Here is a 21,008-nt window from a genome sequence, read left to right on the forward strand (position 1 = left end):
GCACGGCGATCGTAATGATGAAGGCGAGGTAGAACCAGTTTGCGACGTAAATATGCGGTTCCTTGCGCTTGATCAGAGTCACCAGGAACACCAACAAATAGGTTACCCAAACGATCGTCAGCCAGAGGTCGGCATACCACTCCGGTTCGGCGTATTCCTTCGATTGCGTGACCCCGAGCAGGTAGCCAGTACCCGCAATGAGGATGAAAAAATTATAGCCGAGCACAACAAACCAGGGTGCCAGATCGCCGGCGAGACGAACCCTGCAGGTCTTTTGAACGACGTAAAATGACGTCGCGAGCAGCACATTGCCGCCAAACGCGAACACCACTGCGGATGTGTGCAGCGGCCGCAGCCGACCGAAACTCGTCCATTGGAGGTCGAAATTAAGCGCCGGCCAAGCGAGCTGGCATGCAATCAGCAGCCCGACCGTGAATCCGGCGATCCCCCAGAATACCGCTATCGCCGATGCGAATTTGATCGGGCCCAGGTTGTAGTTGGGCCGGCCGTTGATCTCCTGGGGAGGCAACGAAGGCGGACGGTCGAAATAGCGGTTGAAAATTGCAAAAACCGCCCAAAGGCTGGCGGCACCGCCCAAAGTCGCATGAAATGCGAAGGCCGTATCCACGGCCTTACCCGCCGCTATCAAGCAAAGCAATGTGGTCGCCGAGAAGAACACCGCCAAACCGGCTTCGCCGTGTGACATCGATTTCGGGGATAGAGCTTGGTTCATTGGCTGATTCTCTGCGAACGTTGTAGGGTTCATCAGCCATTAATTCGTCTCCGGCGATTTGATCGAGATCAAATTCCACCGAGTTTGCTGCTGATAGTTTCCAGCTCGCGGTCGATTGCCGGCTTTAACCGGCATCAAAATGACGGAACCATATAGTCGCCAAGAGAAGGAGAGGCCCGTGCGGTTCTATTTCGACATACGCGACAAACTTGCCATCCGTGATGAGGTCGGTCGCGAACTGGAATCGGCTTCGGAGGCGGTCGTGTACGCAAAGTACCTCGCCGCCGACCTACGTTGCCTGGAACCCGATGTCAGGTCTCACCTGGCCATTCAGGTCATCGGTGAAGGCCATCAGCAGATCCACGAGGAAGTCGTTTTCGCCTAACCTTCTCGATCGGCTAAAGGCGTCCCGCGCGCGGCGTCTACTTGCGGGGGGCGCCGTTTTCCATCAACAGCGTTTCCTGGATCATGATTTTACGTCTGCGCCGCGGGTATTTCATCCGGTGGCGCACCTCCTATCCGGTCCCCGCAAATCCGATCCCTGCAAAGCGCACTTTATTTGCTCGCGGCGAGCAGCTCGCCTTTTGACCCGGAAGCGACATCGCTGCTAAAATATTCTCCAGCCTTGGGCGTGATTGTTGATCTAGGACAATAGTCGACCTCCTCCGCTTGTTAGAAAAACACTCTGGTTCACGCCTTCGCGCCACGGAGTAACGACAATGCAATTCCGCGTAAGAAAAGCTGCTCATGTCCTGGAACGTATCGGGCTCGCGATGGCTGGTGCCTCCAGCGGATTATTTGTTGGCGTCCACGTAGGAACCAGCTTCGCGGCGCTCACTTCACAGACTTTTTTAGTCGTCATGATGATTGCCGGCGCAATCGGGTTCTACCTGGGAATTGACACACCGCCGCTGGCTTTTCATGAGCCAAATGGCGAGCCATCGAAGGCGGGTTCCAGTGGAAAGATCGATATCGCAGAATTTCTAACTGCCGCGGGCACATTTCTCGCTACGTTGGCGGCCTTTGGATCGGTCGGCGTGATTGTGCTTCATGAAAATCCGCGCATGTTTTGGACAGTAGCAATAATGCTCGGATGGGTAGTCGGCGTGATCATGCAAATTGTGGCCGGCGCGGTTGCCCGCACCCGCACTTAGTATCGGAACTGGCCGTCCGGTTGACGATGTGTCCGGTCGTGGGGGCAAATCGGCCCTCGCGGTGGGCGCACCAGGGCTCGAAACTGGTTGCCCACCACCCAGTCATCGAACCGGTCTCTGGCACTCAAGCCGCGAACGGAAATTCTTGAGGCACAGGCAAATCGCCAGGAGAGAGCGGTCCAGAGACGCGAAGTGAGTTCCAAAATCCCCCCGTTCTGACGCAAAAATGGCCGGGGCGACGGTTAACAGTTTTCTTTTCGAGCCAAAGACGAAATTTTCGCGATCAAGGCAACCCGATCTTCCATTGTCCCCCGCGAGGATCGAGGCCGCAGATGCCTTCCTTCAGGTCGCGGGTCGTAACCCAGTCGCGGACACCCTGCGGATAGCTGTCGTCAGCCGGATGCCGTATATTCCAGCCAATGGGCGACCATGTCGAATAGCCATTGACGGTCGGAATTTGCTTCATGACCGCCACGATCATTGGCTCCGTCTGGTCCTGGCCCCAGACACCGCTGCCACCCAGAGTGGGCTTTGGCGTAACATAGAAGTAACGACATCCATCGGGCGGCGCCGGGATCCGCGATTGCCAGGCAAGCTGTTCGCTGCGGGAGAAAGCGGAGGCTGGATCTGCAGTCTGTTCCGCAACCAGGAATACGGCCAGCGCGGCAGCGGCGATCCTGGCTCGTCCAACGTTGTAGCCCTGCAGCAGAAGTGCGTCCAGCGCGGCGGCGACGATGAGGGCGGCTCCCAGATTGAGCACGATCTGAGCGCGGAACGTCGTCCGGATCGCGCCTGCGCCTGGGAATATCGTCCATATGATGCGCCAAGGCATGAAGCCGTTGTAGTCAAGCTGCAACAGCCAGTAAGTGATCATGGTGAAACCGATCGCCAGCAGCACGGTATCGCGCGCGCTGAGCGCGACCGCATTCTTGCACCAGCGTCGCCACGCGACGATCATGAAGAGAACGCAGACTGCCGCCACTCCAGGCGTGTAACCCAGCGAGACCTCGGCGCGCGGACGCCGGGTGAGATCGGAGATGCCCAGAGTTCGAAAAAGCTTCGTCCACATCCAGTTGATGTCGCCGATGTTGACAATGTCGGCAAAGCGCGGAGAAAACTCCCTCACCTCGGAAAAGGCGCGCCGTCTGCCCTGCAGCAGTACCGGAAGGTAAGTGTAAAAAAACGGCGCGAGTCCAACCGCCAGGCCTGCGGCGAGACCAAGAACGGCGTAACGTTTAGTTGTGAGCAAATCATGGACCCAAAGATACGTGCGGCGAGGGCCAAATAGGATCAGCAAAAAGACGGCCGTGAGCATCATGCCGGTGACGAAAAACCAGGAAATCAGATATGCGCTGAACAGCATCAAACCGAGAAGCAGGCCGGCCGCAAACCCGAGCACAATACTATGAAGCCGGCCGCGAGAGCGGTAGGCTGCTGCCGTCATGTGGATCACAAAGGGCAGCAGCATCGCGCAATAACTCTGCGCATGTTCCATTTTCATTGTCATCATGTTGGCAAACGCAAACAGGAATGCTCCGACGGCTGCGTTTGGCCCGCTAATCTCAAAGTCGACGATGGCAAGCCGCATGAAGCCTGCGAAACCGAGGATGGACAGCGTCGCCAGCACGGTCATGAACGAGACGTAAGGGTCGAACGACAACGCGCGTAACGCCGCATACTCCAAAGCGTAGAGAATGGATGTGTCGGTGTATCCGAGCACGCCTGGTTCAGGATAAAAAAACGGCGGTGAACGCCAGTTTGGCGTTGCCCCACTAAACACATGATGCCAGTGTTCGAGGACGACGATCATGCCTTGCGCGTCGCCCTCATTGCCGAACACCACGTCGAAATGGCCGAACAACCATTTGCGGTAAATCCAGCAAAAGCCGAGCGTGGCCAGAATTATCCCCAGCAGCAACGTTTCCACGCGGCGGCTTGAATCAGGCAGAGCGTTTTGTGTCATGAATCACTAACACTGAAGCAAAGACGTCAGGGTTGCCTCTCGGCGGCTGCCCGCAGATTTTTTAGCAGCAAATTATCGATGCGACGGGGGGTCAGTCGCCCGCTTCGCAAAGCGTCGCCGACGCTATTTTTGTCGATCTCGTGATACTCAGCATCTTCGTTGACATCCCATACGTTGTAGACGCGTTCACCGGCCTGAATATTTCGCACCGTCAGCATGGCCGTCATCATCGAATGATCTTGATTGTTGTACTTGTGCATTCCATTTCGGCCAACGAGATGAAGCGTCGGGTACGAAGCCTCCAGTTCAGCACGCACAACTGCAACAATGCCACTGTAAGCGTCATCATAGACCGGATAGGCTTTTGGCTGGCGGACGACGCAGGCATCAACCACGGCATCAGGGTCGATCAGGCCGATCTGCGCAATCTCGCGCTTTGCGAGTGCGACCAGCTCCGCATCGGAAGATTGCCACAGCCGATCGCCTTCGAAGCAGAAATACTCCAGCCCAAGGCAGGTCATGCCCGCGGGTGCCATATCCGGCGACCAGGACCGAAAGTTTTGCACGCGGCCGACTTTCACCGTGGGATCATGAACGTAAATCCAGTTGTCGGGAAAGACATCTTGCTTTCTTACAACCAGCGCGACGGTTATGAAATCGCGGTAGCGCAAAGCGCTTGCCTGGAGCAACGACGCGGGGCGCGGATCCAGCGCGTTCAGGAGTTCGGCTATCGGAGCCGAGCTCACGATATGACGCGCGGTATAGGCTTCGGTTTGACCGTCCGACGTGACCGCCGTAACCGTCCAGAGGCCAGATTTTGCATCGTGGCGCAAAGTCTGCAGAGTACGGCCCATGGCCAGCCGGCCGCCGCGATCCATAATCTTGCGGGCGGCAGCCTCCCACATCATCCCTGGGCCTAGGCGTGGATATTGAAAATGTTCGATCAGCGTTTTAACCGAGGGATCGCCCGCTTTTGGCTTTCCCGGCACTGAGATGGCGCGACGCAGCGCGTTCAGCAGAACAACACGCAAGTCGATTCCTCCGATGCGTTGGGCGGCCCAATCGGCGGAAATTTCATCGCATGAAAGACCCCACACCTTTTCGGTGTACGTCTTGAAGAAGATCGAGAATAGTTTTTCGCCAAAACGGTTACGTACCCAGTCGTGAAATGTGCGCGCCGGCGCAACGGGCCTGATCTTGGCGTATGCGTAAGATAGGACGCAAGCAGCGCTCGTCAGAATGCCAAGATTTGAAAGCGCCTGGTATGCGCGCAGCGGATACGCATAGTACTTGCCGCCGTAAATGATACGCGACAGCCGCGGACGCTTGATAAAGTCGTCGCATCCCAGAATGTTCTGCCACAGGTCTAGAACTTCTTTGGACTTGGAAAAGAACCGGTGTCCGCCGACATCGAATAGGAAATTCTTGTGGCGAACGGTGCGGCTGATGCCGCCGACATAAATCGGGTCTTTCTCGATCACCTGCACGGACGGTGACGACTCCGTCAGACAATAGGCCGCCGTTAGTCCCGCCGGTCCCGCCCCTATGATAAAAACATCAACGTCGGCGGTCATAATCTGTCTCCGGTCGTTGTCGCGCTCACGATTGGTCAAGGTACTAGATCTCAAATCGGCATGTTCGGTCGGGCTAACCCTAGCCGCTGCCAAGGTATCACGTTACTAGCTATCTCTCTGGACGGTCGAAAACGGCCCCAACGCTGCTCTCGATCGGCTATCTGCCCGATGGTCTTCTTACGTTTTGCTGAGGCCGCAAACAACCTAACAATCCCGCCGGCTCGGCTTGTTCGCGTAATCGTCGATCCAGGCGGATGTGCCGGCGAACCCAATCGCTGATTGGAATCTCCCTAAAACAGGAATATCAGCGGTGTGTGCTTGGTGGAGACAGTAGGGCTCGAACTGGGGACCCACCACTCAGTCATCGAACCCGTCTCCATCTAAAGCGGGAACGGAAATTTTCGATGCAGGTGACGCAAAATCCGACCTTTCGCTCACTGGAGACGGATATTGAGACTAGCGCAAGCGGGCAAAAGGCCCCATTGCGCGGGAAAATGCGAAGACAACCTACCGAGGTCGATACCTGAAGACTGGGTGGTGGGCGCACCAGGGCTCGAACCTGGGACCCGATGATTAAGAGTCTGACGCTTACAATGCCATTTCAATGACTGTAAATTTGGTGGTTTGGTGCCCCATTGAAATCAATACGTTACGGGCCGATTGTAAATTGGAATACGGAGGTTCGAACACGACGCTCACGCTGGCGACGCAGTGCTGATCGCACCCGTCTCCAACCAAATTCCCTGCTATCAGGGAATTTAACAGGGAATTTTGCAATTTTGGTGCTCTCCGAGCCGATTTCCTAGCAACAAGCTGCTGTGCTGCAGCGACTTTTCGCGCAATTCCCTACGCAAATTAACAGGGAAAATATTTTGAGGAACAGCGATTTTTTTGGCAGGAACAGGGAATTTCACCTGCAAACATCGTCGGATGAGGTCTTCGGTACAGACACGAGCGCACAGACGGACAGCGTGACGGCGGAGCGGAGACGTCCGCGTCGGCCGCAAGCGGTCCTCACCATGAGAAGAGGACGGGAGAAATCGGCTTCGGGCTTACGCGGCCTCCGCCGTTCTGCGCGTCTCTGCGCGCAACACCTTGCGCAGGATCTCCATGCCGCGATCGATCTCGGCATCGGTCGATACCATCGGCGGCACCAGGCGCACGACGTTCATGCGGCCATGGCTGCCGCGCGATTGCAGCAGCAAGCCTTCCTGCTGGCATTGCGCCACCACGGTGCGGCACAGCGCACTGGCCGGCGCTTTGCTCGCGCGGTCCTCGACGAGCTCGACGCCATAGAGCACACCGCGACCGCGGATCTCGCCGATCGCCTCGATCTCCTGCGCCATGTCCGCGAGCGCCGCGCGCATGCGGATGCCGATCGCCGCGGCGCGCTCGACGAGCTTCTCTTCCTGGATGATGTCGATCGAGGCGACGCCCGCCGCGCACGCGATCGGGTCACAGGCATGCGAGCGCGTGGCAAAATAGCCGTTCGAGACCGCCAGCTCGGCGATCGCTGCACTCGTCGTCACTGCCGCGATCGGCAGGCCCGCCCCGAAATGCTTTGACACGGTCATGATGTCAGGCACCACGTCCTCGTGCAGATGGCCCCACATCTTACCGGTCTTGCCGAGCCCGGTCTGCGATTCATCCATGATCAAAAGCATGCCGCGCTCATGCGCGTATCGGCGCAGTGCCTTCATATAGCCGGGCGGCGGCACGATGATCCCCCCGGCCGACAGGACCGGCTCGATGATCACTGCAGCGGGCTTGGCGGTAAAATTCGCGTCCGCGAGTTGGAAGCTCGTCTGCAGGCATTTCTCCACGAAATCGGGATCGTCGCCGAAGGAGCTGCGATAGGTGTATGGCGTCAAGATCGCCGAAGTGCCTTGCGCGGCCAATTTATGTTTGGCGCGTCCCCAGCCGAAGGTTAGCGAGCGGGTGACGAACGAGGTCGAGCCGTGCAGCGCCATGTCGAGCGCCAGCACATCGACGCCGCCAGTCGCCTTGCGCGCGAGGTCGATCGCGGCCTCGATGGCATCGCTGCCGGACACGAGGAACAGGGACTTCTGCAGCGGCGGGGTGAGAATCTCGCCGAGTCTCTTGTGCAGCTCTAGGCGGTCGACATTGAGGAAGGTCTTGGTCGAGTGGCTGATCGTCTCGAGGCTCTTCTTCACCGAGGCGACGAAGCGCGGATGGTTGTGACCGAGCGCCGCCGCCATCTGTCCGGAGCCGAAATCCAGGTAGCGCTTGCCCGTGGTGTCGATGACCTCGATACCCTCGGCCCGCGCCATGATCGGACGATTCTCCAGCCCTGCCATGTAGGCCCCGGCCGGAGTCGGGATCATCCATTTCTCAACAATCTCCTTCGCCGCGTGGGTATCCATTGCGCTCTCTCCGGCTCATTTTTTCCTTGACCTGTGACCTATTGTAGCCGAGTTTTGTCAAATGTAAATTGTCTACAATCCGTCGCTGAGGGATACCTCCGGGGGCGGCCCAAGCTGAAGACCTTCATCCCGAGAAGCCCGCCAGAGGCGGGCGGCTCGAACGAAGGCCGCAGCGGAACAGCGGAATCAGGGATGACCCTCGCTTTTGCATCTCCACTCGACGCCGCCGAAGGCCTGCCGCATACGATTCCCTATTACCTCGCCGACCGCATCAAGGCCGGGATCATCCGCTGGCGTTATCCGCCGGAATCGAGCCTGCGCGAGGTCGAGCTTGCCGCCGAGTTCGGGGCAAGTCGCGGGCCGGTGCGTGAAGCCTTGCGCATCCTCGAGCAGCAGGGGCTTGTGGTTCACGTGCCGCGGCGCGGCTTCAAGGTGAAAGCCTACACGCCCGACGACCTGCGCCAGCTCTATCGCCTGCGCGCGCAGCTCGAGGGAGAGGTCATCGACGCGCTAGCCGACAAGGACGTCGGCGTGCTGACCGATGCGCTCGAACGCGCCAACGAAGTGATGTGTTTTTACGCCAAGCGCGGCGACATCGAGAAATACTTCGCCGCCAATGTCGACTTCCATCAGCTGATGATCGACTCGACCGAAAGCAGCGTATTGCGCACGATCATGCACCAGGTCAACGCCATGTCGCTGTCGATCCGCTACGCGCTGCTCTCTTCCGATTTCTCCGGCCGCGGCGATTACGATTATCATGCGCGGATCACCCAGGCGCTGTGCAAGCGCGATTTCAAATTGGCACGCAACCTCACCATCGAGCACATCACTGCCAATCTCGCGCGCGCAGTCGAAGTCTATGCGAAGGCGCTGCGCAAATATGAGAAGTGAGATGGCAAACCAACGAGAGTGAGCGACGCGTACAAGCTCTCTCCTCATGTTGAGGAGCATCGCGAAGCGTGCGTCTCGAACCATGAGGCTCAAGGACGCGGGCCATGCTTCGAGACTCACTCCCGCAGACGGCTTCTTAGGATGAGGTCGGCAATGTGGGAGCCGCTACGGTCTTGCAAGAAGGGGTAGCCCATTGGCACCGCTAGTCATGTCGACCAATGAACCAGTCGCCGCCCGCGCGCTGTCCGCGCGGCTCACCGCGCTGCCGCCTTCGGGCACGCTCGCCGTCGGCGAACAGGTCAAGGCGCAGCGTGCGCAGGGGCGCGCCATCTTTGATCTATCGGGTGGCGCACCCGACCCAGCCGCCCCCGTCGCCTTCGCCGATATCGCGGCAATCACCGCTGATGAGAACAGGCTTGGTGATCCGCGCGGCGAACTGCCGCTGCGCCAAGCCTTTGCGCAGCGACTCGCCCGCGTGCACGATGTGGTCCGTTCCGGCGAAAGCGAGATGGTCGTCACCGTCGGGGCTAAGCAGGGCGTCTATTTTGCGCTACTGGCGCTGATCGAGCCTGGCGACGAGGTGATCATAATCGACCCCTGCTGGGTGACCTACGCGCCTTCGGTCGGGCTTGCCGGCGGAAGGGCCGTGCCGGTGCCGCTCGGCCCCGAGGACGTGCTCGACGTCGCCGCAATCCGCACCGCGCTGACGCCACGTACCCGCGCCTTGCTCATCAACACGCCGCACAATCCGACCGGCCGCGTATTCAGCGAAGCTGAGCTTTCCGCGCTCGTCGCGCTCGTGCGCGCGCAGGACCTCTGGCTCATTTGCGACGAAAGCTTCGACCTCTTCGTTTTCGACGGGCGCCGGCATCTCAGTCCGGGTGCGTTCGATGTCGTTCGCGAGCAGACGATCCTGCTCTACAGCTTCTCAAAGGCCTTCGCGCTGCCGAGCGCGCGCATCGGCATGCTCGTCGCGCCTGAAGCGGTGGCGCGACTTGTCGCCAACGCTACGCAGCAGATCATCACCTCAGTGGCGCTTGCCTCGCAGAAGCTCGCCTACGCTGCGCTGCAGAAAGAGTTTGACTGGGCGCCGCTCCTGCGCCGCGCTTATCAGGAGAAGCGCGACGCATGTCTCGCTTTGCTTGAGACCGAGCCGCGCCTGATGACCCGCGTGCCGGAGGGGACGTTCTACCTGTTCCCCGACATCTCGCGCACCGGTCTTGGTGGCGCGGCGCTGACCAGGCATCTCCTCGCGCAAGCCGGCGTTGCGGTCACGTCCGGAGACGCCTTCGGTGCTGCCGGGCAAGGCCATATCCGCATCAATCTCGTTGGACCACTGCCCGGAATTCTCGCCGGCACGCGGAAGCTACTCGAGGCGCTACCGTCATGAGCGCGAGCGCGGCCCCGCTTCTCGAGATCGAGAACTTAAACAAGCGCTTCGGCGCGCTCGAGGTTCTCAAATCGGTGACGCTGTCGATCGCGCCGGGGGAGGTCGTCGCCGTGTGCGGTGCGAGCGGCTCGGGCAAGAGCACGCTGCTTCGCTGCATCAATGGCCTAGAGACCCCCGACGGCGGCCGCCTGCACTTTCGTGGCACTGAGGTCCCGACGACGAAGTCCGGCTTACGCGAGTTGCGCTGTCACATCGGCATGGTGTTCCAGTCCTTCAATCTGTTTCCGCATCTCACGGCCGCGCAGAACGTCTCGCTCGGGCCGCGCAAGGTGCTCGGCAAGAGCCCCGCCGAAGCCAACGAGATCGCGCGCACGCTGCTCGCCCGCGTCGACCTCTCCGACAAGGCCGACAGTTTCCCCGACTTCCTTTCCGGCGGACAGCAGCAACGCGTGGCGATCGCGCGTGCTCTTGCCATGCAGCCCTCACTAATGTTGTTCGACGAGCCGACCTCGGCGCTCGATCCGGAAATGGTCAACGAGGTGCTCGACGTCATGGGTAAGCTCGCGCAAGCCGGCATGACCATGATCATCGTCAGCCATGAGATGAATTTCGCACGCGAGGTGGCCGATCGTGTCGCCTTCATGCATCAGGGCGACATCGTCGAGACCGCGGCGCCGGAAGATTTTTTTCGCGCGCCGCGCAGCGCGCAGGCGCAACGCTTCGTCGGCACGGTATTGCGGCAACGGCTATCCATCACTGGAGAATGACGATGACTTCAAACAACAACATAAGCATGCGCAAGCGGACCTTCCTGGGTCTGCTCGGCGTCTCCGCCGCCGCCATGGCGGTGTCGCTGCCGCCCGCGCAGGCCCAGGCGCCCTGCGGCACGACCGCACTCGACGAGGTGAAGAAACGCGGGGTTCTGCGCGCCGGCGTCCGTCAGGACGTGCCGGGTTTTGGCAGTGTCGATGAAAAAGGCCGGATCGTCGGCTTCGATGTCGACATCGCCGTCGAGCTCGCCAGGCGGCTCGGCGTCGAGAGCGAGCTCGCGCCGGTCACCGCCGCGACCCGCATTCCGCTCCTGCAGCAGGGGCGCATCGATCTCATCGCCGCGACGATTACGCATTATCGCGAGCGCGACAAGGTGATCGATTTTTCCGTCGGCTATTTCTGGACCGGACAGAAGCTGATGGTGAAGAAGGATAGCAGCATCAAGTCGCTTGCCGACATGGCGGGCAAGCGCGCGGGCACCACAGCGGGCGCGCTCGCCCTGCAGAACCTCGCCAAGGCGCAGCCCAAGGCCGTCGGCCAGACCTTCGAAGGCTACCCCGAGGCCTTTCTCGCCATGCAGCGCGGCCTTGTCGACGCGGTAGTCGCCGATGTCATAATCCTCGCCGGGCTGCGTGCCAATTCACCCAAGCCCGATGACTATGTGATCATTGGTGACTCGCTTGGCGGCGGCGATTACGCGATCGGCGTGCGCGAGAACGACTCGAAATGGCGCGATGCCATCAACTTTGCGCTGCAGGACATGTGGAAGGACGGCAACTGGGATCGGATCTTTGACCGTTGGGTCGGGCCGACCAGCGCGCTCAAGCTCACCAAGGAGGAGATCGGCTTCAAGATGGAAGTATGGGATTGATGCGCGTTCGTTTACCACAAGCCTCTCCCTATCCCTCTCCCCCGCCGTCGCGGGGTGAGGGAGCCCGCTTCCCGAGTCGCGCTTCCGTGGCAATGCGAACTTTCATGAGTCTTGCCCATGCAGCTTGACTGGTCGATTCTGCTCGGCCCCAGCGGAGTGCTGCTGCTGCAAGGCGCGCGCGTCACGCTGCAACTAGCCGCGCTGGCGCTGACGCTCGCGCTCATCCTGGGTTTCCTCTTCGGCGTCTTGCGCTGGTCGGGCTTTCCGCCGCTCAAGCTGGTTTGCTGGCTCTATGTCGAATTCTGTCGCAACACGCCGCCGCTCGTGCAGATCCTGTTCTGGTATTTCTCCGCGACCGTTATTCTGCCTCCTGGCGCGATCCTGTTCCTGCGCGACTACGGTTTCGAATTCGCCGCCGCCATCTTCGCGCTCGGCATCTATCATTCCGCATTCATCGCCGAGATCGTACGCGCCGGATTGAACGCCATCCCGCGCGGACAATACGAAGCGGCGCAGGCGATCGGGCTCTCGTTCCCAACCACGATGTGCTCGATTCTTTTCCCGCAGCTGCTGCGCATCATCGCGCCGATGCTGATCTCGGAGGCGGTGAGTCTTACCAAGAACACGTCGCTGGCGCTCGCCATCGGCGTCACCGAGATCACTTACGAAGCCCGCACTATCGACTATGTAAGCTTCCACGGCGTCGAGGCGCTGACCGCGATCACCGGCTTTTATTTGGTGCTCTGTGTTTCGATCGCGGGCTTAGGCCATCTCCTGCAGCGCTTCCTCTCGCGGCATCGGCGGGCGCCCGCATGAACTGGCAGCTCGTCTTCACCGAGAACAATATCCGCCGCCTCCTCATCGGCGATTTTCCCGACGCGCTCGGCGGCGTCGCGCTCACGCTTGTCCTCACCGTTATTGGCATTATCGGCTCGACGCTGCTCGGCTTCCTCATCGGTTATCTGCGCTTCACCGGACCAAAGCCGCTGCGCTACGCTGCCGCCGGTTACGTCGAATTCCTGCGCAACATCCCGCTCCTTGTCCTCATCTTCTGGGCCTATTTCGCGCCGCCTTATTTCGGCGTGACGCCGTCGAAATTCACCAGCGTGCTCGTCGCCATGGTGCTCTTCAACGCCGCCTATATCGCCGAAGTGGTGCGCAGCGGCTTGCTTTCAGTCTCGATCGGGCAGATCGAGGCTGCGCGCGCCATCGGCATGTCGGGGCTGCAGCAGGCGCTCTACGTTATGCTGCCGATCGCCGCCTTCAACACGGTGCCGGCAATGACCAGCCGCTACATCACGCTGTTGAAGAACACTTCGCTCGCGTTCCTCATCGGGCTCGCCGAGGTCACGGAGATCGGACGGCAGATCAACAACCGCCTGCTCGTTGCGCCTGTTGAGGTCTATACGCTCTTGCTTGCCATCTATTTCATCCTCAATCGTTCGCTCAGCGCCGGCATGCGCCTGTTCGAGGATCGCCGCGTGTTCAATCGCGTGTTCTGCTTCTTCGTCCGGTGAGATGCAGACCAGGCAATTCCTTGAAAAAAGTAACAGGGAAATCAATCTCGATAACAGGGAATTCCTGAGGGGTAACAGGGAAATCGGCCGATGGCGCGGCGCAGGTCGACATCTGCCTTAAATCGTTCCATTTTCCCGCAGCGCCGCGATTGTTGCTGCATCGTAACCGAGTTCTCCCAGCACAAGCTCCGTGTGCTCGCCGAGCGTCGGCGGTCGGCTAACGATTTCGCCCGGGGTCAGCGAAAGCCTCACCGCGGCGCGTGCAAGGGGCGCCGGGCTCGGCAAACCCGGATAGTCCACACTGGTCATAAAGCCCGCGGCCCGAATGTGAGGGTGATCCAGCGCTTGCTGTGGGCTCAATACGGGTCCAGCCGGTATTTGTGCTGTTCCGAGGGTATCGACGGCATCCTGTGTAGTACGCTCGGCGCACCACCGCGCCATCCGCTGACTGATCAGCGGACCGTTCTCGCCCCGCTTAAGGTCACTGGAGAAACGCGGGTCCTTCAGCCAGCGATCTTCTTCGCCCATCAGCCTCGCCCAGCGAACGAACAGCGGGTGTCCCGTAACCTGGCAAAGCACCCAACCGTCCCTAGTGCGATAAATATCGGCAGGCGCCGCTGTCTGTCCAAGATTCCCGGTCGGAACGCGATTGACCCCGATCACCGCCTGCTCGATCAGGGTCGCGTTGGTGAAGGAGAGCGCGGTAGCCAGCAGCGCGCCTTCGACGATCTGCCCGCGGCCGGACTTGCCTCGCTCGATCAAAGCGGCGAGGGTCCCGAAGGCGCAATGCAGCGCAGTCCCGAAGTCGACCCAGTTCACGGCCGCGCGATAAGGCGGATCACCCGCGCCTGTCATATAGACCGCGCCCGACATGACCTGCCCGACCCCGTCGAAGCCGACGCGATCCGACCACGGCCCCGGTCCGCCAAATGCGGTCGCGGTCGTGAGAATAATCTCCGACTTGATCGCCTTCAGCGTTTCATAATCGAGCTTCATCGCTTGCAGCGTCTGCGGCGGCAGATTGGCGACCACCACGTCCGATCTCGCGACCAGTCGTCGTAGTACCTCTTGCCCTTCAGCCTTCATCGGGTCGAGGGTGATGCATTTCTTGTTGCGATTGATCTGCAGGAACAGCGCACCTTCGCCGTCCTCGCCCACCGGGGCTACGAAACGATCTTCGCTGCCGCCGCGTTTCTCCACACGGATCACCTCCGCGCCGAATTCCGCAAGCAATGTCGCGCAATAGGGCCCTGCGATATAGCGCCCGAAATCGAGCACCCGCACCCCCTCCAGAATTCCACCCATCGACCGATCCCTCTTTAGCAACGGAGAATCCTGCGAGACGTTGCCATACCTTGTCTACTTTCGCCTCGCCTACGAGGCCGCGGTGATTTTTGGCGAGCTCGTTGCAAATTACCCCCATCGCACCAGCGATCACCTGAAATCGCTGGTTCAGGCTGGAAGGGCCACCGCCGCCTACGCGTATCTTACCGCCAAAGCGCTTCAGGAAAAGCTAAGATCCGCTTTCACCGTAGAGCTTTCCGGCTTCGACGCCGTGCTGACCCTGCCGGCGTTTGGTGAAGCGCCGGAGGGCCTGAGCTTTACCGGCGATGCGGCATATTGTGCATCGTGGACCTTGCTTGGCGTGCCAGCGGTGTCGCTGCCATCAGGATTTGGCAAAAACGGCCTCCCTCTGGGCCTCCAGGTCATCGGTTTGTATCGGGAGGATTACGTTGTGCTTCGGTTGGCGAAATGGGTTGAGAGTGTCTTGATGTTCGATCCTGGTATTCCCGGCATCTAGTCGGACGGTAATTTCGCTTGCGGTTGCTAGATTGCGGTCAGGGAACGCGGCGTTTCGACGTAGGGTCAAAATGTCGATTTTTCGGTCCCGCAGAGCGTGGACAGTTCCGCCTGCTAGGATGCGAGCCTACATTGACTTGCAAATAAGCAACGCCCTTCACATTTCCTGCGACGCCGCGACCGCGCGAACAACCGCAGGAACGCGTTCGCCCACGTACCCTCACCTCGTTATCGCGACGACGATCCTGGCATTGAGCTTGGCGTTCATCGACGGTTCGGTCGTGAATGTTGGGCTACCGGCGATCGGTCGGAGCTTTCATGCGGACGCCACCGGCCTGCAATGGGTCGTCAATGCCTATTTGCTTCCCTTGAGCGCGCTACTTTTGCTGGGAGGAGCAGCCGGGGACCGGTACGGCCGCCGCCGTCTCTTGATCGCGGGCGTTCTGCTGTTCGGTCTTGCTTCTCTGGCTTGCGCGGCGGCGCCAACTCTTGTCCTGTTACTGATTGCTCGCTTCGTGCAGGGTGCGAGCGCCGCGATGCTGATGCCAAACAGTCTCGCGATCCTGGGCCAGAGTTTCTTTGGAGAGGCGAAAGGCCGCGCGATCGGCATATGGGCGGCGGCTGGAGCCGCCGCGGGCGCGATCGGACCCGTCCTTGGCGGCTGGCTAATCGATGCCGGCAGTTGGCGCTTCGTCTTTCTGATCAACGTTCCGCTATCCTTGGCAACGATCGCGCTCGCGTCGCGCTACATCGACAGGGACGTCAACGATGCAGCCGCCGGTCTCGACTGGTTGGGTGGAGCGCTGGTTACGGCTGCTTTGGGCCTTTCGACCTGGGCGTTAACCGAAGGATCTGGTCGGAGCTGGTCGCCTGCCACCTTCGTCGTCCTCGGAACGGGTTTGATTTTCTCGCTTCTGTTCCTGTCTGCGGAGCGACGGCTGGGCGATAGGGCAATGATGCCGCTCTCGTTGTTCGGATCCGCAAGCTTCGTCGGCCTCACGCTCTTGACACTTCTGCTGTACGGCGCTCTCGGCGGCTTTTTCGTGCTTATGCCCTATGTGCTGATTCAAGCTGATGGCTACGCCGCGACGCAGGCCGGCGCTGCGCTGCTGCCCCTGCCGCTGGTCATCGCCGTGACATCGCCTGCTGCCGGTGCGCTGGCGGCCAAGGTAGGTCCACGATCGCTGTTGATTGGAGGGCCGCTCATCGTCGCGGCCGGTTGTATGCTGTTGCTGCGGATCGGATCGGACACAAGCTATTGGCTTGGGGTGTTTCCGGCGATGGTCGTGATCGCATTGGGAATGGCTGGCGCGGTCGCCCCCCTCACGACAGCGGTGTTGATGTCCGTCGACAGCCGCCACACGGGCGCGGCATCCGGGCTGAACAGCGCAGTAGCGCGTACTGGCGGATTGGTTGCTACAGCCCTTATAGGACCTGTGATAGCGTCATCCGGACCCGCCTTGCTTTCAGCTTTTGGTATAGCTGCAGCGATGGGCGCAGTCATATGTTCGGTAGCAGCGGCGATTGCTGCTATGTTGATTCGCCCCGGCGGAAAAACCCAGCCATCGCTAGAACGATGATGATCGTTGCCTCTCCTCATCCTGTTCTCAAATCGTGAGAATATCGAGCCGACTTATTCCAAGAAAATCGCCGCTCGCCGCGCAGAGAGTGCGCGCGCATCCGATAGACACTTCAGCTCGTCGTTGTTACTTGCCGGTAGCGAGATTTTGCGCGTTGCTGACAACGCGTACGGTGCAATTCGTCCATTCGTCCCCCAATAACCCTATCTCTTGTCGCTGTTGGCAATCTCAAGGCGCTTTTGGCCAAGGGATTTTGGACCCGGCCCGCGCATGTAATGGAGTTCGGGGCGGTAGCGGCCGGCCAGGCGTGGCGCCTTCACGATGCGTTGCCAAAATTGTGTGAACGCGGTTTGGAAAAATCTGCGAAAATGCTTCATTGCCATGGTGCAAAACCCGATCCTCAGCCCGCAAGCTGGCCCGTCAAGCGTCCGTGAAATGCGGAGCTGCGCTGGTCAAGCCCGATGAACCTCACAGTCGCGCCGTGCTCGAGATACTTGGTCTCGATCGAATCCAGCGCCGCGACGCTCGACGCATCCCAGATCTGGGAATGGGTAAGATCGATGGAGACCGACTTGGGATCGACGCCGTAGGAGAAGCGCTCCACCAGATCGTTGCTGCTGCCAAAGAACAAAGGTCCGTAGACATCGTAGCGAACCGAAAGCCCGTCAAGGCTGACGCTGCGCTCGGCACGAATGACATGCGCGACCCGCCGCGCGAACAACACCATCGCCAGCAGGACGCCGGCGGCGACGCCAAGCGCGAGGTTGCCGGTGGCAACCGTAACGGCCACGGTGACGGCCATGACTGTCGTTTCCGGAACCGGCATCCGCTTGAGCGTTGCAGGCGATACGCTGTGCCAGTTCACGGTTTTGATCGCGACAATCATCATCACGGCGGCCAGCGCCACCATCGGTATCTGCGCCATCAGGCCGCTGAGGCCGGTCACCAGCAGCAGCAGCACCAGCGCTGCGATCGCCGTCGACACGCGGGTACGCGCCCGGCCGATTTTGACGTTGACCACGGTCTGCCCGATCATGGCGCATCCGGCGATGCCGCCGTAGAAGCCCGCGACGATGTTGGCTACGCCGAGCGCCCAGGATTCGCGGCCTTTATGCGACCGCGTATCCGTCAGATCGTCGACCAGCTTTGCTGTCAGCAATGTTTCCAACAGTCCCACGAATCCGACACTGAGCGCGGTCGGCCAGACGATCTGCAGGGTTTCCAGATCGAGCGGGACCAGAAACGGAGTGATGCCGGGAAGTCCCGGCGCCATTGAACCCTGGCCCCCGACGTTGGGCACCGTCAGATTCCCGATCATAACGATCGCCGTAACGATGACGATCGCGATCAGCGGCGCCGGTATCGCCAGGGTAAAGCGCGGCACGACCAGGATGATGGCTATGGAGAGCACGAACAGCGGATAGACCAGCCAGGGAACGTTGAGGATGTGGGGAACTTGGGCGGAGAAGATCAGGATCCCGAGCGCGTTCACGAAACCGATCATGACCGAGCGCGGAACGAAACGCATCAGCCTTGCGAGCCCGGCCGCGCCAAAGGCGATCTGGACCGCGCCGGCGAGAATAATGGTCGGGAGGATGTAGCCGACGCCGTGAAGCCTGACCATCGGACCGATCACAAGCGCGATGGAGCCGGCCGCCGCCGTCACCATGGCGGGCCGCCCGCCGAGCACCGACATCACGAGGCCCAACACGATCGACGCGACCAGGGCGGTCTTGGGATCGACCCCTGAGATGAAAGAGAACGAGATGACTTCGGGGATCAAAGCCAGCGCGGTGACGAGCCCGGCCAGCGTTTCGCGAACCAGGAAATTCGGCGAGCTGAGCACGGCGGCGATGGACGGCGTGTCCTCGAATTGCGCCTGTGATGAAGCGATGGCGATTGTCATGGAGGAATTTGCCCTGAAATTCTAGATCGCTGGAGCCGGCGCGCGCCGAACGCAGCGAAAACCGATATGCGTGGTCGAGGTATCGAGCGGCTGGCTTTGACGCGCCGCCGGCCGGTAACGCAGGCAATAGTTGGGCGCGCACAGATGCGAGCCGCCCTTCACCACACGGTTCGCCGCGCGATCATCGCTCGGCCTTGGCTGGCAACAGGATGGTTTGCCGATGCCGGCGTGCGGCAGGCTGTAGGCGCTTGCCGTCCACTCCCAGACATTGCCGATCATGTCGCGCAGGCCATAGCCATTGGCCGGGAATGCACCGACCGGCGAAGTGCTTTCGTACCCGTCGCCGGCGAGGTTCTCCCAGGGAAAACGCCCCTGCCAGGTGTTCGCCATCGCCTGGCCGCCCGGCGCAAATTCCTCGCCCCATGCGTAGGTCGCGTCTTCCAGTCCGCCGCGGGCGGCGAATTCCCATTCGGCTTCGGTCGGAAGTTCCTTGCCGGCCCAATCGGCATAGGCCATGACGTCCTCGAAAGCGACGTGAACGACCGGATGGTCCCATCTGTCGTCGATGGTGCTGTCAGGTCCTTCGGGATGCCGCCAGTTGGCGCCGGGGACATAGGCCCACCACGCGCGGTAATCGCGCAAGTCGACCGGACCCGGCGGCTTGGTGAAGACCAGCGACCCCGGCACCAGAAACGAGGGATCGGCGTCCGGATACATCGCCGGATCGGGCGTCCGCTCCGATGCGGTGACATACCCCGTCGCCGCGACAAAGTTACCAAACTCGGCATTGGTTACGGGATTCAGGTCGATCCAGAAACCACCGACCGTTTCACGGCGCGCCGGCCGCTCCTCGCGGTAGAACTTGTCCGAGCCCATGACGAAATCGCTGCCGGGAATCCAGATCATGGATTCCCGGTCTGTGTCAGGCGCGAGACCCTGCGGCTCTCGCGCATGTACCGGCTGCGCAAACATCGGGCTAGGATGCCGCGAAGGTCTTCGGAACGAAGTCGAGCGGCGATCCCGGCGGGATCAGCTCTTCCTTCTTGGTGCTGTTCTCGAAATCCCTGATGATGCGTTGCGCGTGCTGCATCACCCACCAGCGGACGTACCGCTGGTTGACTGCTTCCCGCTCCTTGGGGTCTTCCTTCAGGTGCGTGATGCGGGCGAAGCCGAGCGGCAGTTCAGGATCGTGGAAGTGCTGCTGGCGCTTGAAGTTGATCTTGAAGTCCTTCCATTTGACCGCATGCAATTCGTCCTTGAGCCAGACGATGCAGGACTCGCGGCTGGAGGTTTCCTGCTTGCCGAGAAAGAACGCGCTCTGATCGACGCCGTCGATCAGCCGGTCGCTCGGAGGCTTGCAGCCGGCGAATTGCAGCAACGTCGTGAACATGTCGGTGACATGAACCATTTCGTTGCTTTCGGTTCCCGGCGGGATGTGGCCCGGCCAACGGATCAGAAGGGGTGTGCGGATGCCGCCTTCGGCCGAGCTGAAATACGAACCGTCGAAGAATCCGCCGGTGCCGCGGCCGGCAAGATGATCCTCGGCGCCGTTGTCGCCGCACATGACGACGATGGTGTTGTCGGCGACGCCGAGTTCGTCCAGCTTGTCGACCAGCACGCCGAAGTCATGATCGAGCATCAGGAGACAATCGCCCCATTCGCCGTTGTCGCTTTTGCCGACAAACTCGTCACGCGCGGTCATCGGGAAATGCATCAGCGAGTGATTGAAGTAGCAGTAGAACGGCTTGTCTGCCGCAACTGACTTCTCCATGAATTTTAGGGCGCGCTTCTGGTACTCCAGGTCGCAGGTTTTCTTGGTCTCCATGGTGAGCTGCTCATCGAGAAGCGGCCACGCCCCTTTGCCCTTGACGCCTTCATGCATATGCGAGAAGCCGTCGCGCTCAGGAACATAGTGAGGATCCGTGAGCCACATGCATTCGTCATAGGTACGGAGTGGGCCATACCACTCGTCAAAGCCGTGATCGGTCGGGAAGCGCCCGTCTTCGGCGCCGATGTGCCACTTGCCGTAGATCGCGGTTGCGTAACCGGCTTCGGACAAGATCGACCCGATGGTTCGCTCCCACTTGACGATGCCGCCGCCGTTGCCGCCGAGCGCAATGGTGTGGTTGCCGGACCGGATCGGAAAACGCCCGGTCATCAGCGCCGAACGGGTCGGCGTGCATTGCGGCTCGACGACGTAGTGCGTGAGCTTGGCGCCTTCCTTTGCAAACTTGTCCATGCGCTTGGTATCGGCGCCGCGCAGGATGCCGCCGCCGTAGCAACCCAGTTCTCCCATACCGAGATTGTCTACGTGAAAAAACAGAATGTTTGGTTTCTTGGTCATTTGTAGCTCCGAGTTCTGACGCGATATCGCGTCCCTTGGTAGAATCCTTGGCGGCGACAACGGCCGCGGTATCGAATGCGCGTATCAGAAGATTTCGCCTACTCCTTTCGGTCCGACGTTCATGCCA

Annotated in this window: 18 protein-coding genes; 10 read left to right on the plus strand and 8 right to left on the minus strand. The window is 60.5% G+C overall.

Annotated features, from left to right (window positions below):
- On the minus strand, positions 1-733 hold a 733-nt coding region (locus tag E7813_RS16590; RefSeq protein ID WP_291575681.1), incomplete at its 3' end, for a cbb3-type cytochrome c oxidase subunit I.
- 178 nt (positions 734-911) lie between these two features.
- Here E7813_RS16590 and E7813_RS16595 point away from each other — a divergent pair.
- Positions 912-1,118, plus strand: coding sequence for a hypothetical protein (locus E7813_RS16595; protein ID WP_291575651.1), 207 nt, complete (start codon positions 912-914; stop codon positions 1,116-1,118).
- A gap of 334 nt (positions 1,119-1,452) precedes the next feature.
- Entirely contained in the window at positions 1,453-1,887 is a 435-nt protein-coding gene (locus E7813_RS16600) for a hypothetical protein (protein WP_291575653.1), read from the plus strand.
- A 283-nt stretch (positions 1,888-2,170) separates the two neighbouring features.
- Here E7813_RS16600 and E7813_RS16605 read toward each other — a convergent pair whose 3' ends face one another.
- From E7813_RS16605 to E7813_RS16615, 3 genes are all read right to left on the minus strand, one after another.
- Positions 2,171-3,850 carry a hypothetical protein gene (locus E7813_RS16605; RefSeq protein WP_291575655.1) on the minus strand — a complete coding sequence of 560 codons (1,680 nt, stop codon included), beginning with the start codon at positions 3,848-3,850 and terminating at the stop codon, positions 2,171-2,173.
- A 26-nt stretch (positions 3,851-3,876) separates the two neighbouring features.
- Positions 3,877-5,424, minus strand: a complete 1,548-nt coding sequence (locus E7813_RS16610; protein WP_291575656.1) for an NAD(P)/FAD-dependent oxidoreductase — start codon at positions 5,422-5,424, stop codon at positions 3,877-3,879.
- Positions 5,425-6,476: 1,052 nt separating this feature from the next.
- Positions 6,477-7,808 (minus strand): aminotransferase class III-fold pyridoxal phosphate-dependent enzyme, encoded by a 1,332-nt coding sequence (locus tag E7813_RS16615; RefSeq protein WP_291575658.1) that lies wholly within the window; start codon positions 7,806-7,808, stop codon positions 6,477-6,479.
- Between the two features lie 192 nt (positions 7,809-8,000).
- Between E7813_RS16615 and E7813_RS16620 the strand changes: the two genes are divergently transcribed.
- From E7813_RS16620 to E7813_RS16645, 6 genes are all read left to right on the plus strand, one after another.
- Positions 8,001-8,702 carry a GntR family transcriptional regulator gene (locus E7813_RS16620; protein WP_291575660.1) on the plus strand — a complete coding sequence of 234 codons (702 nt, stop codon included), beginning with the start codon at positions 8,001-8,003 and terminating at the stop codon, positions 8,700-8,702.
- A 208-nt stretch (positions 8,703-8,910) separates the two neighbouring features.
- Complete coding sequence (locus E7813_RS16625) at positions 8,911-10,092, plus strand: pyridoxal phosphate-dependent aminotransferase (protein WP_291575661.1); 1,182 nt, start codon at positions 8,911-8,913, stop codon at positions 10,090-10,092.
- Entirely contained in the window at positions 10,089-10,859 is a 771-nt protein-coding gene (locus E7813_RS16630) for an amino acid ABC transporter ATP-binding protein (protein WP_291575663.1), read from the plus strand. The genes E7813_RS16625 and E7813_RS16630 overlap by 4 nt, the downstream gene beginning before the upstream one ends.
- Positions 10,860-10,861: 2 nt before the next feature.
- A complete protein-coding gene (locus tag E7813_RS16635) occupies positions 10,862-11,734 on the plus strand; it encodes an ABC transporter substrate-binding protein (protein WP_291575666.1) in 873 nt (290 codons plus the stop codon).
- A 117-nt stretch (positions 11,735-11,851) separates the two neighbouring features.
- On the plus strand, positions 11,852-12,550 hold the full coding sequence (locus tag E7813_RS16640) for an amino acid ABC transporter permease (protein ID WP_291575668.1): 699 nt from the start codon (positions 11,852-11,854) through the stop codon (positions 12,548-12,550).
- A complete protein-coding gene (locus E7813_RS16645) occupies positions 12,547-13,251 on the plus strand; it encodes an amino acid ABC transporter permease (RefSeq protein ID WP_291575672.1) in 705 nt (234 codons plus the stop codon). Before E7813_RS16640 ends, E7813_RS16645 begins: the two co-directional genes overlap by 4 nt.
- A 117-nt stretch (positions 13,252-13,368) precedes the next feature.
- Here E7813_RS16645 and E7813_RS16650 read toward each other — a convergent pair whose 3' ends face one another.
- Positions 13,369-14,556, minus strand: coding sequence for a CoA transferase (locus tag E7813_RS16650; RefSeq protein ID WP_291575675.1), 1,188 nt, complete (start codon positions 14,554-14,556; stop codon positions 13,369-13,371).
- 40 nt (positions 14,557-14,596) lie between these two features.
- On the opposite strand from E7813_RS16650, the gene E7813_RS16655 reads away from it, so the two are divergent.
- Both E7813_RS16655 and E7813_RS16660 read left to right on the plus strand, forming a co-directional pair.
- Entirely contained in the window at positions 14,597-15,052 is a 456-nt protein-coding gene (locus E7813_RS16655) for a hypothetical protein (RefSeq protein ID WP_363331184.1), read from the plus strand.
- Between the two features lie 118 nt (positions 15,053-15,170).
- On the plus strand, positions 15,171-16,631 hold the full coding sequence (locus E7813_RS16660; RefSeq protein WP_291575676.1) for an MFS transporter: 1,461 nt from the start codon (positions 15,171-15,173) through the stop codon (positions 16,629-16,631).
- A 400-nt stretch (positions 16,632-17,031) separates the two neighbouring features.
- Here the strand turns inward: E7813_RS16660 and E7813_RS16665 are convergent, their stop codons facing one another.
- From E7813_RS16665 to E7813_RS16675, 3 genes are all read right to left on the minus strand, one after another.
- Positions 17,032-18,537, minus strand: coding sequence for a SulP family inorganic anion transporter (locus E7813_RS16665; RefSeq protein WP_291575677.1), 1,506 nt, complete (start codon positions 18,535-18,537; stop codon positions 17,032-17,034).
- Positions 18,538-18,558: 21 nt separating this feature from the next.
- Positions 18,559-19,443: a formylglycine-generating enzyme family protein gene (locus E7813_RS16670; protein ID WP_291575678.1), complete on the minus strand. Its 885-nt coding sequence runs from the start codon at positions 19,441-19,443 to the stop codon at positions 18,559-18,561.
- A gap of 70 nt (positions 19,444-19,513) precedes the next feature.
- Positions 19,514-20,881: an arylsulfatase gene (locus E7813_RS16675; protein WP_291575679.1), complete on the minus strand. Its 1,368-nt coding sequence runs from the start codon at positions 20,879-20,881 to the stop codon at positions 19,514-19,516.
- Between the last annotated feature and the right edge of the window lie 127 nt (positions 20,882-21,008).

Origin of the sequence: Bradyrhizobium sp. (assembly GCF_004799405.1) — a bacterium.
Taxonomy (GTDB): Bacteria; Pseudomonadota; Alphaproteobacteria; order Rhizobiales; family Xanthobacteraceae; genus Bradyrhizobium.